The sequence below is a fragment of the Streptomyces sp. 5-10 genome, from assembly GCF_014712245.1.
Classification (GTDB): Bacteria; Actinomycetota; Actinomycetes; order Streptomycetales; family Streptomycetaceae; genus Streptomyces; species Streptomyces violaceusniger.
The window spans coordinates 1-16029 of record NZ_JACVYG010000083.1 but is presented as its reverse complement, the minus strand read 5'-3'; the positions used below and the strand labels follow the sequence as shown (position 1 = coordinate 16029).

The following is a 16029-nucleotide window of genomic DNA, read 5'->3' as shown; positions in this document are numbered from 1 at the left end:
CGTGCCCGTGCCGTGCCCGTGCGCGTGCCCGGGCCGTGCCCGTGCCCGAGCGATCATGCCAAAACGAGTGGCTTCGGCCCAGACCTCCGCGTCGTTCCGGACAGCGTCGGGCAGTGTCAACACCCCGTCACCGCCGCCTGAAATCAGGGCACTTCAGCCCAGTTCGGGATGGACCACCCAAGCGCCCCCGCGCATCACGCCCCGCAGCCGGAAGTCGTCGTCGAGCACGACGAGATCGGCGTCCTTGCCCGGCTCGAGCGACCCCACCCGGTCGGCGATGCCCAGCACCCGGGCCGGGGTCGCGGACAGCGCCCTTACGGTCGCCTCGACGCCGAGCCCGTCGATCGTGACGGCGCGGTGGAAGGCCCGGTCCAGGGTGAGGGTGGAGCCCGCGATGGAACCGGCCGTCGGCCCGTCGCTGATCCGCGCGACACCGTCCTTGACCTCGACCTCCATGGGGCCGAGCGGATAGCGGCCGTCGCTCATGCCCGCCGCGCCCATGGCGTCGGTGATGAAGGCGACCCGGTCCGCGCCCGCCCGGTGGAACGCCAGCCCCAGGACGGCGGGGTGCAGATGGGTGCCGTCGTTGATCAGCTCTACCGTGATCCGCTCGTCCTCCAGCAGCGCCGCCACCGGGCCGGGAGCGCGGTGCAGCAGCGACGGCATCGCGTTGAACAGGTGGGTCGCCACGGTCGCGCCCGCCTCGACGGCCTCCAGCGTCGCCTCGTACGTCGAGTCGGTGTGGCCGACGGCCGCGATGACCCCGCTGTCGGCCAGCAGCCGTACGGACTCCAGCCCGCCCGGCAGCTCGGGGGCGAGGGTCATCATCCGTGCGGTGCCGCGCGCCGCGTCCACCAGCTTGCGCACATCCGCCGGATCGGGCGCGCGCAGCAGCGAGGGCTGGTGGGCGCCGCAGCGGTGGGGGGAGATGAACGGCCCCTCGAAGTGGATGCCCGCCAACTCGCCCTGCTCCACCAGCTCCGAGAGGGCGGCGGCCTGCCGGGCGAGGTCGTCCAGATCGCCGGTGACGGTGGAGGCGAGCATCGTGGTGGTGCCGTGCCGCCGGTGCGTACGGATGGCGGTCAGGGCCTCCTCGGGGGTGCCCGCCGAGAACGAGGCACCGCCGCCGCCGTGCACATGCAGGTCCACGAAGCCGGGGACGATCCAGCCGCCCGCCAGGTCGAGCGCCCGCTCGCCACCGCCGGATGCGGAAGCCGCACCGCCGGACGCGGAAGCCGCGCCGCCGGACGCGGAGTCCGTGGGGCCGGACGCGGAAGCCGCACCGCCGGACGCGGAGTCGGTCGCGGAGTCCGTGGCGGGCCCGGCCGCCGGTCCCGGCGCGGGTCCCCCCGCGGGTCCGGCCGCCGGTCCCGCCGCCGTGATGCGCGTGCCCTCGACCGTCACCCGCCCGTTGTCGACCACGCCGTCCGGCAGGACCACCCGGGCGCCGGTGAGATGCGTTCGCTGGACCATCAGGCGGTTACCTCCGTGGAGAGTCGGTCCCAGGCGAGCAGACCCGCGCCCAGGCAGCCGGCGGTGTCCCCGAGGGCCGCCGGGACGATACGGGGGAGCTGCTGGAAGGTGAGCCGCTCCTCGACCGCGGTGCGCAGCGGCGCGAACAGCGTCTCCCCGGCCTCGGCCAGCCCACCGCCGACGATCAGCACACCGGGGTCCAGCAGGGTGAGGGCGGTGACCAGACCGTCGGCGAGCGCGCCCACCATCTCCCCCCACACGGCCACGGCCCGGGGATCGCCGGACCGGACGGCCCTGGCGCAGTCGGCGGCGTCCGCGGCCGGATCGCCGCTCGCGGCGGCCCAGGCGCGGCCCAACGCGGCCGCCGAGGCGAGCGTCTCCAGGCAGCCGGACTGACCGCAGCCGCAGGCGGCGCCGCCCGGCCGGACGACGATATGGCCGATCTCGCCGGAGGAGCCGTGGGCCCCGGGGTCGATGCGCCCGTCGACGCCGATGGCGCCCGCGATGCCGGTGCCGACGGAGACGAAGAGGAAGCGCCGTGCGCCCTCGCCCGCTCCTATGCGCCCCTCGGCCAGCCCGCCCATCCGGACGTCATGGCCGAGCGCGACCGGGATCCCGCCCAGCCGCTCGGTGAGCAGCGCCCGCAGCGGGACGTCGCGCCAGCCGAGGTTGGCGGCGAAGACGGCTACCCCGCGGTCCTCGTCCAGGACCCCGGGCACGCCGACCCCCGCGGCCAGCGGGGGCCCGCCGAACCGCCGTTCGCCGATCTCGCGCAGCTCGGCGGCGAAGTCGAGGATCGCGGCCACGACCGCCTCGGGTCCGCGCTCCCGCTCGGTGGGCCTCCTGGCCTCGTGGAGGAGTGTGGTGTCCGCCCCGACCAGGGCGGCCTTCATACCGGTGCCGCCCACATCCAGGGCGATGACGTGTTTCACATGGAACAGTCTCGCGCGATCCACCATGAGAGGTCTAGTCCACTCGCCGCTTCTGGTCGGGAGATCACGCCGTCGCGCGGAGGGGAGTTGGTGTGAACCAACCCTTCCGTTTGTGACTGGGTGACACATCCCACTTACGCGTGTAGCACCCCACTCACCTGGGAAAATGGGCTCCGATACCGAAGCGATACGCCCATGGTGTAGACCTTGTGGAGGTTTGCAAGGCAGACTCGCTCGACCTCGGGGGAGGACCCTTGAGGATGAAACAAGCCATAGGGTGGGAAAACAGCGGTGCAGCGGCGACGGTTCTTGGGTCTGACAACGGCGGGTGTCGCGGCGGTGGCGACGGCACCAGGACTCACGGCCTGTGGCAGCGGCAGCTCCGGCTCCGACGGTGAGGTCACCCTGAAGGTGGTCGCGGCCGATTACGGCGACAGCACCGCCAACAGCTCCCAGAAGTACTGGAACAAGGTGGCCCGGGCCTTCGAGGCCAAGAACGGCGGCCTCAAGGTCGAGGTCAAGGTCTACAGCTGGACCGAGGTGGACCGGCGGGTGGCCGAGATGGTCAAGGACGGTCAGGCCCCGGACATCGCGCAGATCGGCGCGTACGCCGACTACGCCGCGCAGGGCAAGCTCTACCGCGCCGACGAGATGCTCTCCATCCCCACCCAGGCCGGTTTCATCTCCTCGATCGCCCATGCGGGTGAGGTGCGGCGGGTGCAGTACGGGGTGCCGTTCGTGGCCAGCGCCCGGCTGCTCTTCTACAACAAGAAGCTCTTCGACCGGGCCGGGATATCCTCCGCCCCCACCAGCTGGCACGAGCTCAAGCAGGCGGCCGTCCAGCTCAAGGCCAGTGGGGTGAAGATCCCGTACGGGCTGCCGCTCGGCCCCGAGGAGTGCCAGGCCGAGACCATGATGTGGATGCTCAGCGGCGGTGGCGGCTACACCGACGCCAACGGCAGCTACACCATCGACTCCACCGAGAACATCGAGGCCTTCGAATGGCTGCGGGACGAACTGGTCGGCGCGGGCCTCACCGGCCCCGGCTCCCCGGCCCGCACCAACCGCCAGGACACCTTCGACGCCTTCGCCCGCGGCGAGGTCGGCATGCTCAACGGTCACCCGACCCTGATGCAGCAGGCGTCCGGCCGCGGCATCACGTACGGCACCGCGCCGCTGCCCGGCCGCAGGGGCAAGTCCCCGTCGACGATGGGCGTCGCCGACTGGCTGATGGCCTTCAGGCAGAACGGCCACCGCAAGGAGATCGGGAAGTTCCTCGACTTCGTCTACACCGAGAACAACGTGCTGGACTTCGTCACCGAGTACGACCTGCTGCCGGTGACCACCGCCGTCGAGCAGACGATGCTCGGCGACCGTGAGTACAAGCGGCTGTGGCGGTTCCTGGACGAGCTGGAGAGCGCGGAGTTCTACCCGGCCGACAAGACCTCCTGGGCGGAGGTCAGCAAGCTGATCAAGCAGAAGATCGGCTCGACCGTGGCCAAGGGCGGCGACCCGGCGAGCGTGCTGGGCCAGATCCAGCGCGAGGCCGACGCCATGGAGAATGCGGGGGCATGACAGTGGACACGCCCGGCCCCGGCCCCGACCCTTCCGAAGACCCCGCCGACCGGGTCGGGGAGCAGGACCAGGGCCAGGACCAGGGCCAGGACCAGGACCAGGTCGGGGACCAGGAGCCGGGTCCGGACGCCGGGCTGTCCGACCGCGACCTGGCCGTGCTCGCCGTGGAGCGGCGCGGCTGGCCGGGCCCCGGCGCCAAGGAACGGGCGATACGGGAGCGGTTGGGCCTCTCCCCGACCCGCTACTACCAGCTGCTGAACGCGCTGCTGGACGACCCCAGGGCCCTGGAGCACGACCCGGTGACCGTCAACCGGCTGCGCCGGATCCGGGACGAGCGCCGCGAACGCCGCTGACGCGCATCGGCGGCGGAACGGCCGGGGCCGCCCGGGGGAAGCCCGCCGTGACGCCGGGCCCGGTAGGGTCACCACCATGGGCAGCGCTATGGGAAGTCACCCCGTCCCCGTACCCACCACCTCCGCCGGCTGTGAGGGTCTCGCCGCCCTCCTCGAACGGCCCGGCCGCGCCATCGTCGGACTCGACTTCGACGGCACCCTCGCCGAGATCGTCCCCGACCCCGACCAGGCCCGCGCCCACCCCGGCGCCGTCCCCGCGCTCTCCCGGCTGGCCCCGCGGATCCGCTCCGTCGCGGTGATCACCGGACGTCCGGCCGAGGTCGCCGTGCGGTACGGCGGGTTCGCCGGGGCCGAGGGGCTGGACGGGCTCGTCGTCCTCGGCCTCTACGGCGCCGAGCGCTGGGACGCGGGCAGCGGCGAGGTCCAGGCGCCCGAACCCCACCCCGGCGTCGCCGCCGTCCAGGCCGAACTCCCCGCCGTCCTGGAGGAGCACGGCGCCTCGCGCGGCACGTGGATCGAGGACAAGGGCCGTGCCGTCGCCGTCCACACCCGCCGCGCCGAGGACCCCCAGGCCACGTTCGAGCGGCTGCGCGCGCCGCTGCACGCGCTCGCCGAGCGCCATGGACTGATCGTCGAGCCCGGCCGACTGGTGCTGGAGCTGCGGCCGCCGGGCATGGACAAGGGCGTCGCGCTCACCGACTACGTACGGCGGACGGGCGCCGAGGCCGTGCTCTACGCGGGCGACGACCTGGGCGACCTGGCCGCGTTCGCGGCGGTGGAACGGCTGCGCGAGGAGGGCGTGCCGGGGCTGCTGGTGTGCAGCGGCAGCACGGAAGTGACCGAGCTCGCCAAGCGGGCCGACCTGGTGGTCGACGGCCCGGCGGGCGTGGTGGACCTGCTGTCGGCCCTGGCGAACGCGGTCAGCGGCGAAGCCGCGTAGGGCTCGGCGGGCGGGACAGCGGCCCGGGTCGCGCCCGGCGCCTCGGTCACGCTTGCCACCCGGGTCGCGCCCGGCGCCTCGGTCGCGCTTGCCGCCCGGGTCGCGCCCGGCGCCTACGTCGTGCCCGGCGCCCGGATCACGTCCGGCGCCCAGGTCGTGCCTGGCGCCCGGGTCCGGCATCCGGGCCCGGCCCCGGGCTCGGCGCCCGGACCGCGCTCGTCACCCCGGGAACCCGCCGCCCCGGAAGCCCATCACCCCAGGACCCATCACCCCAGGACCCGTCACCCCGAAGCCATCACAGCGCCCGCAGCTGCGCCAAGAACCATGCCTGTGGCGGTAGCGCGGTCGCCGCGGCGGCGAGCCGCTTCGTGCGGTCCGCGCGCTCGCCGTCGCTCATGCGCAGCGCCTCGTGGAGCGCCCGGGCCGTGCCCTCCACGTCGTACGGGTTCACCACCAGCGCGTCCTCGCCCAGCTCGGCGTACGCGCCCGCCTCCCGGGACAGCACCAGCGCGCATCCCCGCTCGGAGACCACCGGGACCTCCTTGGCCACCAGGTTCATCCCGTCCCGGATGGGGTTGACCAGGGCCACGTCCGCCAGCCGGTAGGCCGCGAGCGACCGGGCGAAGTCGTCCTTCACATGGAGGGCGACCGGGGTCCAGCCGTCCGTGCCGTACTCGTCGTTGATCTCCTCCGCGATCCGCCGCACCCGCTCGGTGTAGTCGCGGTAGACCGCGAGGTCCTGGCGCGAGGGGTAGGCGAAGGCCACGTGCACCACGCGCTCGCGCCACTCGGGGCGGGTCTCCAGCAGCCGCCGGTAGGCCAGCAGCCCGCGCACGATGTTCTTGGACAGCTCGGTGCGGTCCACCCGGACGATCGACTTCCGGCCCGGCCCGATCTGCGCCCGCAGAGCGCTCAGCCGTTCGTCCACATCGGGCCGGCGCGAACGCTCCCGCAGGAAGTCCGCGTCGGCGCCCAGGCCGTGGACGCCCAGCCGGGTCTCCCGGCCCTCGAAGCGCACGGCCGTCGCCACGCCGCCCCCGCCCTCGCCGTCACCTTCCCGGACGATCTCCGCGCCCAGCACCGCCGCGCAGCAGTCGGCGAAGGCGGTGGCCCAGCGCTCGGTGAGGAACGCGGCGCGGTCGCCGCCGAGGATGCCGCGCAGCACACCCGCCGCGACGTCGTCCGGCAGCAGCCGGTAGTAGTCCGGCGGGGCCCATGGGGTGTGGGAGAAGTGGCCGATCCGCAGATCGGGGCGGCGCTCGCGGAGCATCGCGGGCACCAGCGCCAGGTGGTAGTCCTGCACCAGGACGACGGCGTTGTCCACCGCCTCCTGGGCGAGCGCGTCCGCGAAGGCCGCGTTATAGCTCTCGTAGGCCGCCCACTGCTCGGCGAACTCCGCGTCGAAGACCGGCTCGACCGGGGTCTGGTAGAGCAGGTGGTGGACGAACCACAGCACCGAATTGGCGACGCCGTTGTACGCCGCGGCGAAGACGTCCGGCGCGATGTCGAGCATCCGCACCTGCTGGCCGCCGGTGTCACCGGGGTTCAGATGGCTCGCCCCGGCGCGCCGGGCCGCCTCGCGGTCGCCCTCGCCGAGCGCCGCGCACACCCACACCGCGCCCGCGTCGGGGCCGATCGCGCTGAGCCCGGAGACCAGCCCGCCACCGCCGCGCCGGGCGGTGAGCGAGCCGTCCTCGCCCAGGGTGTACGAGACCGGGCCGCGGTTGGACGCGACCAGGATCGGGGCGGTGCGCGGAACTGCCATGTCGCGAGCCTAGCCAGGCACGGCCCCGCGCAAACGTACGTACGGTTTCTTGCCCCGTAGGTGCTATTCCGGTTCCGGCCACGTCAGTGCAGGACGCCATCCCTCCGCGTCCGGGTCCGGTGCGCGCCGAGCCGCAGCCCGCGTCACGCCGAGCCGCAGCTCCGCGTCACGCCGCGCCGCAGCCCCGCGTCACGCCGCGCGCCGCGCCGTGTACTCCGGTATCTCGATCATCGGCGGCCGCTCCTCGGTGTCCACCGCCGTCGTACGCGGCTCGAAGCCGTTCTCGCCCCGGTCGAACTGGGTCAGCCGTGGCCGCACCAAGTGGCCCCGGGCCAGCCGCAGCTGCGCGGTGCGGTAGATCGCGGCCGCCATCCGGCCGAGCGCCTGCCCGTCCTGGTGGCGGTGTTTGCGCACCCCGATGTCCACCTGGCCGAGCGCGTCGAGCCCCACCGTGTGCAGCGCGTCGACCAGCAGCCCCAGCTCGACGCCGTAGCCGACCGGGAAGGGCAGCCGCTCCAGCAGCGAACGGCGCGCCGCGTACTCCCCGCCCAGCGGCTGGACGAACCCGGCCAGCTGGGGCCAGTGCAGATTCAGCAGCGGGCGGGCGACCAGCTCGGTGACCCGGCCGCCCTGGCCCGCCACCTCGCCGAGCGGGCGGTCGTACATGCCCTTCACCAGCTCAAGCGTGGGGTCGGTCAGCAGCGGACCGACGATTCCCGAGACGAAGCGCGGCTCGAATTCCCGCAGGTCGGCGTCGATGAAGCAGACGATGTCGCCGCTCGTGGCGAGCAGGGACCGCCACAGCACCTCGCCCTTGCCGGGCAGCGCGGGCAGCCGGGGCAGCAGCGAGTCGCGGGGGACGACGGTGGCGCCCGCCGCCGCGGCGACCTCGGCGGTGCGGTCCGTGGAGCCGGAGTCCAGCACCACCAGCTCGTCCACCAGCGGCGTCGCCTCGCCCATCAGCTCACGCCGGATCGTTCCGGCGATCTCGCCGACCGTGGCCTCCTCGTTCAGGGCGGGCAGGACCACGCTCACCGTCGTCGCCGCGGCCCGCTTCGCGGCCAGCAGGCGGTCCAGCGGACGGTCGTCGGCAGACCAGGAGCGACGCTTCAGCCAGCGCTCCACCTCATCCAGCACCTGTGTGTCTCCCCTGCGTGATCGCTGTGATCCATCTCGCGCATCGGACGGCTAGCTCAACCATCCGGGCCTTCGGTTACAGTCTTGAACAACGCACATGGCCGTCGTATGTCGGGGTCGACCTCGGTGTTTACCGACGTACCGACGTACCCGACGACGCTGGTGCCGACAAACGCCCCGGGTCCGCCCGGTGCCATACCGCTCATCCAGAGGGGCAGAGGGAACGGCCCGTTGAAGCCCCGGCAACCCTCCAGCTGATCTCGCATTCCGCAGCGAGGCTCCCAGCTCGGGAAGGTGCCAATTCCGTCTCGTGGCGAAGTGCGTCGCGAGGAAGATGAGGAGAAAGGGCCTCGCCATCCATGGCTGTGCAGTCAGTAGAAAGCTCAACCACTTCCTCCCCCTCCCCCTCCGGCGCCTTCGGCCCCGCCGTCGCATTGTCCTGCCGGGAGTGCGGTGAGCGGTTCGAACTGGGCCCGATCTTCGCGTGCGAGGCCTGTTTCGGGCCCCTCGAGGTCGCGTACGAGCTCCCGGCCGGCGATCCGGAGGGGCTGCGCCGGCGCATCGAGGCCGGTCCGAACAGCATCTGGCGCTACGCCCCGCTGCTGCCCGTCCCGGCGGACGTGGCGGATCTGCCGAGCCTGAACCCCGGCTTCACCAAGCTGGTCAAGGCCGACAACCTCGCCCGTGAGCTCGGCGTCACCGGTGAGCTGCACATCAAGGACGACTCCGGGAACCCGACCCACTCCTTCAAGGACCGGGTCGTCGCCATCGCCGTCCAGGCCGCCCGCACCTTCGGCTTCACCACCCTCTCCTGCTCCTCCACCGGCAACCTCGCCGGCGCGGTGGGCGCCGCGGCCGCCCGCGCGGGCTTCCGCTCCTGCGTCTTCATCCCGCACGACCTGGAGGCGGGCAAGGTCGTCATGGCCGCGGTCTACGGCGGCGAGCTGGTCGGCATCGAGGGCACCTACGACGACGTCAACCGCTTCTGCAGCGAGCTGATCGGCGACCCGGCGGGCGAGGGCTGGGGCTTCGTCAACGTCAATCTGCGGCCGTACTACGGCGAGGGCTCCAAGACCCTGGCGTACGAGATCTGCGAGCAGCTCGGCTGGCGGCTGCCGGACCAGATCGTCATCCCGATCGCCTCCGGCTCCCAGCTCACCAAGATCGACAAGGGGCTGAAGGAGCTGATCGCGATCGGTCTGGTCGAGGACAGGCCCTACAAGATCTTCGGCGCCCAGGCCGAGGGCTGCTCCCCGGTCTCCACCGCCTACAAGGCCGGCCATGACGTCGTCCGGCCGCAGAAGCCGCGGACCATCGCCAAGTCGCTGGCCATCGGCAACCCCGCGGACGGCCCCTACGTCCTGGACATCGCCCGCCGTACGGGCGGCGCGGTGGAGGACGTGAACGACGAGCAGATCGTCGACGCCATCAAGCTGCTGGCCCGCACCGAGGGGATCTTCGCGGAGACCGCGGGCGGCGTGACCGTCGGCGTGACCAAGAAGCTGATCGAGGACGGTCTGCTCGACCCGTCCCTGACGACCGTCGTGCTCAACACCGGCGACGGCCTCAAGACCCTCGACGCGGTGGCCCCCACGACGGGTCCCTCCGCCATCATCCGCCCCACCCTTGACTCGTTCCGAGAGGCTGGCCTCGCATGAGCGTCAACGTCCGAATCCCGACCATCCTGCGCACCTACACCGGCGGTCAGGCCGAGGTCTCCGCCGAGGGCGCGACCCTCGCCGAGGTCCTGGCGGACCTGGAGAAGAACCACGCGGGCATCTCGGCCCGCGTCCTGGACGACACCGGCAAGCTCCGCCGCTTCGTGAACGTCTACGTCAACGACGACGACGTCCGCTTCGCCGACGGCCTGGCCACGGCGACCCCGGACGGCGCCGGGATCTCGATCATCCCGGCGGTCGCGGGCGGCTGCTGACCCCGCGTCCCCCTCCTCACCTTTGGCATCGCCCCGTCCGGGGACAACCGGACGGGGCGATTCCGTGTGTGGAATCGCGATACAGTTGCCCGGATTCCCCGGCGGCTCCGGGGTCGGAGCCACATATGAGAACTCGTCAAGTTGTGCGTAAAGTGTGAGCGCGAATTGTCGGGTTGGTTCCTTATGTCCGGCCCGGCTTGCCCGAACTTCACATAATTCCTCACTTTTAACCGTTCGGCCGTGCCCAGAATTCTCGTCCGATTGACCTGTTGCAGAGGGCGTTGGGACGGATACATTCAGCGGCGGTCGACGCGTTCCGGCGCACACCCCCCACATCCGGGGGGTGAGGTCTGACCCGGGTCCGCGGAGTGCGGTCCTGCGCAAGGGCCAGCAATAGGGGAGTTAGGAATGGCTCAGGGCACCGTCAAGTGGTTCAACGCGGAGAAGGGGTACGGCTTCATCGCGGTCGACGGTGGTGCGGACGTGTTCGTCCACTACAGCGCGATCCAGATGGACGGGTACCGCACCCTCGAGGAAGGCCAGCGGGTCGAGTTCGAGATCTCGCAGGGCCAGAAGGGCCCGCAGGCCGACATGGTCCGCGTGGCCGTAGGCTGACGCGCCGACGCGACGCAGCTGAAACGAACAGTCAGAAGGGTCCGTGTCCCTGACGGGGTACGGACCCTTCGGCATGTCCGAGCTGATCATCAAGGGGTTGGACAAGAGGCGCACGCGTGCAATGCCGCTCGCGCCCACCCGTCGCCCGGCCGCCGCCTGCCCCTCAAGGACGCCCTACGGGCCTGTACGCCCTTCGGGCGCTTGCACTCTATAGGTCCGAGTGCTAATCATTGGCGTTAGCACTCTGACGTTGAGAGTGACAGAAGGACCGGGTCGGTGAGGCCCGCCAGGCCATGCGGGGCAAGGAACCGCGGGGCAGGCAGGCCGTCCGTCGCGGGCGCCAGCGCGGTCCGGAGCAATCCACCCCGTCTCTGGGAGGACCACTTCACATGGCCAAGATCATCGCGTTCGACGAGGAGGCGCGGCGCGGCCTCGAGCGCGGGATGAACCAGCTCGCCGACGCCGTCAAGGTCACCCTCGGCCCCAAGGGCCGTAACGTCGTCCTCGAGAAGAAGTGGGGCGCCCCCACGATCACCAACGATGGTGTGTCCATCGCCAAGGAGATCGAGCTCGAGGACGCGTACGAGAAGATCGGCGCCGAGCTGGTCAAGGAGGTCGCGAAGAAGACGGACGACGTCGCCGGTGACGGCACGACGACCGCGACCGTCCTCGCCCAGGCGCTGGTCAAGGAGGGTCTCCGCAACGTCGCCGCGGGCGCCAACCCGATGGCGCTCAAGCGCGGTATCGAGAAGGCCGTCGAGGCCGTCTCCGCCCAGCTCCTCGAGCAGGCCAAGGACGTAGAGACCAAGGAGCAGATCGCCTCCACCGCCTCCATCTCCGCCGCCGACACCCAGATCGGTGAGCTCATCGCCGAGGCGATGGACAAGGTCGGCAAGGAAGGTGTCATCACCGTCGAGGAGTCGCAGACCTTCGGGCTCGAGCTCGAGCTCACCGAGGGCATGCGCTTCGACAAGGGCTACATCTCCCCGTACTTCGCGACGGACATGGAGCGTATGGAGGCGTCGCTCGACGACCCGTACATCCTGATCGTCAACTCCAAGATCAGCAGCGTGAAGGACCTCCTCCCGCTGCTCGAGAAGGTCATGCAGTCGGGCAAGCCGCTGCTGATCATCGCCGAGGACGTCGAGGGCGAGGCCCTGGCGACCCTGGTCGTCAACAAGATCCGTGGCACCTTCAAGTCCGTCGCCGTCAAGGCCCCGGGCTTCGGTGACCGCCGTAAGGCCATGCTCGGCGACATCGCCATCCTCACCGGTGGCACCGTCATCTCCGAGGAGGTCGGCCTCAAGCTGGAGAACGCCGGTCTCGACCTGCTCGGCCGTGCCCGCAAGGTCACGGTCACCAAGGACGAGACCACCATCGTGGACGGCGCCGGCGACACCGACCAGGTGCAGGGCCGCGTCAACCAGATCCGCGCCGAGATCGAGTCCTCGGACTCGGACTACGACCGCGAGAAGCTCCAGGAGCGCCTGGCGAAGCTGGCCGGCGGGGTGGCCGTCATCAAGGCCGGTGCCGCCACCGAGGTGGAGCTCAAGGAGCGCAAGCACCGCATCGAGGACGCGGTGCGCAACGCCAAGGCCGCCGTCGAGGAGGGCATCGTCGCCGGTGGTGGCGTGGCCCTGCTCCAGACCGTCTCGGTCTTCGAGAAGCTGGAGCTCGAGGGCGACGAGGCCACCGGTGCCCAGGCCGTGCGCCTGGCCCTGGAGGCCCCGCTGAAGCAGATCGCGGTCAACGCCGGTCTCGAGGGCGGCGTCGTGGTCGAGAAGGTGCGCAACCTGACCCCGGGTCACGGCCTCAACGCCGCGAGCGGTGAGTACGTGGACCTGATCGCCGAGGGCATCATCGACCCGGCCAAGGTCACGCGCTCCGCGCTGCAGAACGCCGCGTCGATCGCCGCGCTGTTCCTCACCACCGAGGCCGTCATCGCCGACAAGCCGGAGAAGGCCGCCCCGGCGGGCGCTCCGGGCGGCATGCCGGGCGGTGACATGGACTTCTGATCGACTCGGCGCGTTCGTCCGCCGGTCGGTCATACCGTCCGAACGTCGGGGCGGCACCCTCTCCCAGGGGTGCCGCCCCGACGGCGTGTCCGGGCCCGCCCCGACGGCGTGTCCGGGCCCGTGCGGGTGCGTGGCCCGGCCCGGGGTCCCGGGGTCCCGGGGTCCCGGGGTGAGTCCGGGGCCCGGTCCCGGGGTCACCCCGTGGCGGCCTCCAAGGCGGTGCGCAGATGGCCGTGCGCCTCGGCCAGGAGCTTCTCGGCGGTCGGGGCGTCCACCCCGCCCAGGATGGTGAGGATCGCGTTCTTCACCTCGCCGTCCGTGGCCGCCAGCGCGCTCTCGATCCGCTCGTCGGAGGCGCCGGTCGCCAGGGAGACGATCCTCCGCGAACGGGCGCGCAGCTTGTCGTTGGAGGCGCGCACATCGACCATCAGATTCCCGAAGGTCTTGCCCAGCCGGATCATGGTGATGGTCGAGATCATGTTGAGCACCAGCTTCTGGGCCGTGCCCGCCTTCAGCCGGGTCGAGCCGGTGAGCAGCTCCGGCCCCACGACGATCTCGATGCCGTGGTCGGCCGCGGCGGCGAGCGCCGACCCGGCGTTGCAGGACAGCCCGACGGTGAGCGCGCCGCGCCGCCGGGCGTGCTCGACCGCGCCCACGGCGTACGGGGTGCGGCCGGAGGCCGAGACGCCGACCACGGTGTCGTCGGGGCCGATGCCGAGCCGGTCGAGGTCCCGGGCGGCCAGCTCCGCGCTGTCCTCCGCGCCCTCGACCGAGGTCACCACGGCGTCCGGGCCGCCCGCGATCACGCCGACGACCTGTTCGGGCCGGGTGTTGAAGGTGGGCGGGCACTCGCTCGCGTCGAGCACCCCGAGCCGTCCGGCGGTGCCCGCGCCCGTATAGAGGAGGCGGCCGCCACGGGACATCCGCGCGGCGATGGCGTCGATGGCGGCGGCGATGCGGGGGAGCTGACCGGCGACGGCGGTGGGGACGGCGGCGTCCTCCGCGTTCATGATCCGGGCGATTTCGAGGGTTTCGAGCCGGTCGATCTCGGCGAGTTCGGGGCGGAAGGCCTCGGTGGTCAGGGTGTCGAGCTGGGCGCGGAGGTGTGTGGAGCCCGCGGAGTCGGCTGTGAAGTCTGCTGCGGAATCGGCTGCGGAGTCGGCGGAAGTCATGGTGAAGCGGCTCTTTCCGGTACGTCAGCGTAAGGGTGGGGGTGACGGTGACCGCGAGGGCGGTCACCGGGCGAAACGGTGACCGAAACAGTGACCTGGGGGTGGGACCGAAGGCGGAACCGAAGGCGGAACCGGGGGGACCGAAGGCGGAACCGGGGGTGTGGGACCGGAGACGGAACCGAAAGCGGAACCGGAGGCGGACCGGCCGGGCTCAGCGGTGCCCGGGGCGCGGATCGTGGCGGTGCGCGAGCGCCTCGTACGACGCGGAGAGCGCGGGCGCCGCCGCTTCGTACGTCCGCTGGGCGACCCCTATGAACAGGCAGTCCACCACCAGCAACTGGCTGGTCCGGCTGGACATGGCCGCCGGGCGCAGCTCGCTCTCGCGGGCGGTGGAGGTGGTGAGCACCAGGTCCGCGTACTGCGCGACCTCCCCGTTCGGCCGTCCGGTGATCGCGACGGTGGTCGCCCCGTGCTCGAAGGCCACCCGCAGCGGCTCGATGACGTCCGTCGTGCGCCCGGAGTGGGTGATCGCGATGGCGACGTCGCCGGAGTGCAGCTGGACCGCGTTGGTCACCGCGAGGTGCGGATCCGCGTGGGCGTGGGCTATCAGCCCGATCCGCAGCAGCTTCTGGACCAGGTCCTGGCCGACGAGGCTGGACGCCCCGACCCCGTACACATCGATCCGGCGGGCGGCGGCCAGCGCCGAGACGGCCGCCTCGACCTGGCTGGTGTCCAGCCCGGCGGCGGTGTCGGCGAGACACTGCTGTTCCTCCCGCGCCAGCTTGGTCACCACGTCGGCGATCGGATCGTCCACCGCGATGTCCGCGGTGACGGCCGGGGCCCGGCCGGCGGCCTGCTGGGCGGCGAGCGCGGCGAGCGCGAGGCGCAGATCCCGGTATCCGGGGTAGCCGAGCAGCCGGGAGGTGCGGACGACGGTGGCCTCACTGGTGCCGGTCCGCTCGGCGAGCCCGGTGACGGTGAGCGCAGCGCAACCGGCCGGATCGCCCGCCACGGCTTCGGCGACGCGCTGCATGGAGCGGGTCATGGAGGGGGTTAACGTGCGGACCTTGGCGGCGAGGGCGGCCGGGGCAGGTGGGGTGGGTGGGGTGGGTGGTGCTGGTGGGGTGGCGTCGGACTGCGGTGGAGGCATGAAAGTTTCCTTCAGGTCGCTAATCACCAGCGGAAACTATTTCCGGCCACGGTGCCCGTCAACCCTCCGGACGACGACGCGGCGGGTCGGCCAGCGGGCGCGGGAACGAGCCGGGACGCGACCGCGACCGCAGGGGAATCGAACAGGCGCGGGGCGGCCGGGAAGGACCGCGCCCGCGGACGAAGCGAACAGGCGCGTGGCCCAGCAGCCGACGGCCGGGACCGACCGCGACCGCGGACGAAGCGAACAGGCGCCAGGAGGAAGCAAAGGTGACAATGGGACCCATGAAGCTCGAACAGGCACTGCACGCGGCCCGCGCCCTCGTCCTGGCCGACCTCGCGGCGGGGGAAGTCGCCCGCGCCGACATCGTCTCGCTGGTCGAAGACGCGATCGCGCACCGGCGGTGGTGGGTCGAGCAGTGGCCGGAAGGTGCCGCGTACGTGGCCGGACTGGTCGCCCAGGACGTCCAGGACGCCCTGTTGGAACGTTACGGCCGCTGGCCGCTGTGCCCCGTCTGCACCACGGGCGGCGACCTCCACGCCCTCGACGTGGAGCCCGAGTTGGGCCCCGACCCGCACTGGGTCTGCGGCAAGACGGCGGTCGCGGTGGCGCCCGTGGGCTCGCTGGGCACCACCCTCTGATGGCCGTCCTGATCGACCCGCCCTCGTGGCCGGGCCACGGCCGCCTGTGGTCCCACCTCGTCAGCGATGTCTCCTACGCCGAACTCCATGCCTTCGCGGCCCGCATCGGCGCCCCGCGCCGAGGCTTCGACCGGGACCACTACGACGTGCCGAGCGAGCTGTACGCGCAGGCGGTACGGGCGGGCGCGGAGGAGGTCGGCAGCAAGGAACTCCTCCGCCGCCTCAAGGCCGCGGGCCTCCGCCGCCCCAAGCGAGCCGCGAACGCGGACTGACCGGTACGGGCGGGCCTGCGGCCGCCCGCCGCCCGGCCGCCCGCCGCCCGGCCGCC

Annotated in this window: 15 protein-coding genes and 1 riboswitch; of the genes, 9 read left to right on the top strand and 6 right to left on the bottom strand. The window is 72.1% G+C overall.

Annotation, left to right across the window (positions count from 1 at the left end):
• Positions 1–153: 153 nt before the first annotated feature.
• Positions 154–1473: an N-acetylglucosamine-6-phosphate deacetylase gene (nagA, locus tag IEJ02_RS45175; protein WP_191070112.1), complete on the bottom strand. Its 1320-nt coding sequence runs from the start codon at positions 1471–1473 to the stop codon at positions 154–156.
• Positions 1473–2405 carry an ROK family protein gene (locus IEJ02_RS45170; RefSeq protein WP_191070111.1) on the bottom strand — a complete coding sequence of 311 codons (933 nt, stop codon included), beginning with the start codon at positions 2403–2405 and terminating at the stop codon, positions 1473–1475. The genes nagA and IEJ02_RS45170 overlap by 1 nt, the downstream gene beginning before the upstream one ends.
• Positions 2406–2696: 291 nt before the next feature.
• On the opposite strand from IEJ02_RS45170, the gene IEJ02_RS45165 reads away from it, so the two are divergent.
• The 3 genes from IEJ02_RS45165 to otsB all read left to right on the top strand — a co-directional run bounded on the left by IEJ02_RS45165 (position 2697) and on the right by otsB (position 5273).
• A complete protein-coding gene (locus tag IEJ02_RS45165; protein WP_191070110.1) occupies positions 2697–3980 on the top strand; it encodes an extracellular solute-binding protein in 1284 nt (427 codons plus the stop codon).
• A 134-nt stretch (positions 3981–4114) separates the two neighbouring features.
• Complete coding sequence (locus IEJ02_RS51255; protein ID WP_137980811.1) at positions 4115–4333, top strand: DUF3263 domain-containing protein; 219 nt, start codon at positions 4115–4117, stop codon at positions 4331–4333.
• A gap of 76 nt (positions 4334–4409) precedes the next feature.
• A complete protein-coding gene (otsB, locus tag IEJ02_RS45155; protein ID WP_223865489.1) occupies positions 4410–5273 on the top strand; it encodes a trehalose-phosphatase in 864 nt (287 codons plus the stop codon).
• 295 nt (positions 5274–5568) lie between these two features.
• On the opposite strand, the gene IEJ02_RS45150 is transcribed toward otsB, so the two are convergent.
• Together IEJ02_RS45150 and IEJ02_RS45145 are read right to left on the bottom strand one after the other, a co-directional pair.
• Complete coding sequence (locus IEJ02_RS45150; RefSeq protein ID WP_191070109.1) at positions 5569–7038, bottom strand: alpha,alpha-trehalose-phosphate synthase (UDP-forming); 1470 nt, start codon at positions 7036–7038, stop codon at positions 5569–5571.
• 189 nt (positions 7039–7227) lie between these two features.
• On the bottom strand, positions 7228–8175 hold the full coding sequence (locus IEJ02_RS45145; protein WP_191070108.1) for a glucosyl-3-phosphoglycerate synthase: 948 nt from the start codon (positions 8173–8175) through the stop codon (positions 7228–7230).
• A 199-nt stretch (positions 8176–8374) separates the two neighbouring features.
• Positions 8375–8516: riboswitch (SAM riboswitch) on the top strand.
• A gap of 18 nt (positions 8517–8534) precedes the next feature.
• Between IEJ02_RS45145 and thrC the strand changes: the two genes are divergently transcribed.
• The 4 genes from thrC to groL all read left to right on the top strand — a co-directional run bounded on the left by thrC (position 8535) and on the right by groL (position 12738).
• Complete coding sequence (gene thrC, locus IEJ02_RS45140; RefSeq protein WP_191070107.1) at positions 8535–9833, top strand: threonine synthase; 1299 nt, start codon at positions 8535–8537, stop codon at positions 9831–9833.
• A complete protein-coding gene (locus IEJ02_RS45135; RefSeq protein WP_020870490.1) occupies positions 9830–10108 on the top strand; it encodes a MoaD/ThiS family protein in 279 nt (92 codons plus the stop codon). The genes thrC and IEJ02_RS45135 overlap by 4 nt, the downstream gene beginning before the upstream one ends.
• Positions 10109–10516: 408 nt before the next feature.
• Positions 10517–10723 carry a cold-shock protein gene (locus IEJ02_RS45130; RefSeq protein WP_009716982.1) on the top strand — a complete coding sequence of 69 codons (207 nt, stop codon included), beginning with the start codon at positions 10517–10519 and terminating at the stop codon, positions 10721–10723.
• Between the two features lie 389 nt (positions 10724–11112).
• Complete coding sequence (gene groL / locus IEJ02_RS45125) at positions 11113–12738, top strand: chaperonin GroEL (protein ID WP_191070106.1); 1626 nt, start codon at positions 11113–11115, stop codon at positions 12736–12738.
• Positions 12739–12932: 194 nt separating this feature from the next.
• Here the strand turns inward: groL and murQ are convergent, their stop codons facing one another.
• Positions 12933–13910 (bottom strand): N-acetylmuramic acid 6-phosphate etherase, encoded by a 978-nt coding sequence (gene murQ, locus IEJ02_RS45120; RefSeq protein ID WP_191070105.1) that lies wholly within the window; start codon positions 13908–13910, stop codon positions 12933–12935.
• A gap of 211 nt (positions 13911–14121) precedes the next feature.
• Positions 14122–15087 carry a MurR/RpiR family transcriptional regulator gene (locus IEJ02_RS45115; protein ID WP_370467242.1) on the bottom strand — a complete coding sequence of 322 codons (966 nt, stop codon included), beginning with the start codon at positions 15085–15087 and terminating at the stop codon, positions 14122–14124.
• A 257-nt stretch (positions 15088–15344) separates the two neighbouring features.
• On the opposite strand from IEJ02_RS45115, the gene IEJ02_RS45110 reads away from it, so the two are divergent.
• Together IEJ02_RS45110 and IEJ02_RS45105 are read left to right on the top strand one after the other, a co-directional pair.
• Entirely contained in the window at positions 15345–15701 is a 357-nt protein-coding gene (locus IEJ02_RS45110) for a DUF8819 family protein (protein WP_086883249.1), read from the top strand.
• Complete coding sequence (locus IEJ02_RS45105) at positions 15701–15973, top strand: DUF4031 domain-containing protein (RefSeq protein ID WP_137978443.1); 273 nt, start codon at positions 15701–15703, stop codon at positions 15971–15973. Before IEJ02_RS45110 ends, IEJ02_RS45105 begins: the two co-directional genes overlap by 1 nt.
• The last annotated feature ends 56 nt before the right edge of the window (positions 15974–16029 follow it).

Bases quoted from the DNA above. Each gene is read 5' to 3' on its own strand.
- nagA (WP_191070112.1), bottom strand. From the start codon at position 1,473: ATGGTCCAGCGAACGCATCTCACCGGCGCCCGGGTGGTCCTGCCGGAC.
- otsB (WP_223865489.1), top strand. From the start codon at position 4,410: ATGGGCAGCGCTATGGGAAGTCACCCCGTCCCCGTACCCACCACCTCC.
- IEJ02_RS45150 (WP_191070109.1), bottom strand. From the start codon at position 7,038: ATGGCAGTTCCGCGCACCGCCCCGATCCTGGTCGCGTCCAACCGCGGC.
- thrC (WP_191070107.1), top strand. From the start codon at position 8,535: ATGGCTGTGCAGTCAGTAGAAAGCTCAACCACTTCCTCCCCCTCCCCC.
- IEJ02_RS45135 (WP_020870490.1), top strand. From the start codon at position 9,830: ATGAGCGTCAACGTCCGAATCCCGACCATCCTGCGCACCTACACCGGC.
- IEJ02_RS45130 (WP_009716982.1), top strand. From the start codon at position 10,517: ATGGCTCAGGGCACCGTCAAGTGGTTCAACGCGGAGAAGGGGTACGGC.
- groL (WP_191070106.1), top strand. From the start codon at position 11,113: ATGGCCAAGATCATCGCGTTCGACGAGGAGGCGCGGCGCGGCCTCGAG.
- murQ (WP_191070105.1), bottom strand. From the start codon at position 13,910: ATGACTTCCGCCGACTCCGCAGCCGATTCCGCAGCAGACTTCACAGCC.
- IEJ02_RS45110 (WP_086883249.1), top strand. From the start codon at position 15,345: ATGAAGCTCGAACAGGCACTGCACGCGGCCCGCGCCCTCGTCCTGGCC.
- IEJ02_RS45105 (WP_137978443.1), top strand. From the start codon at position 15,701: ATGGCCGTCCTGATCGACCCGCCCTCGTGGCCGGGCCACGGCCGCCTG.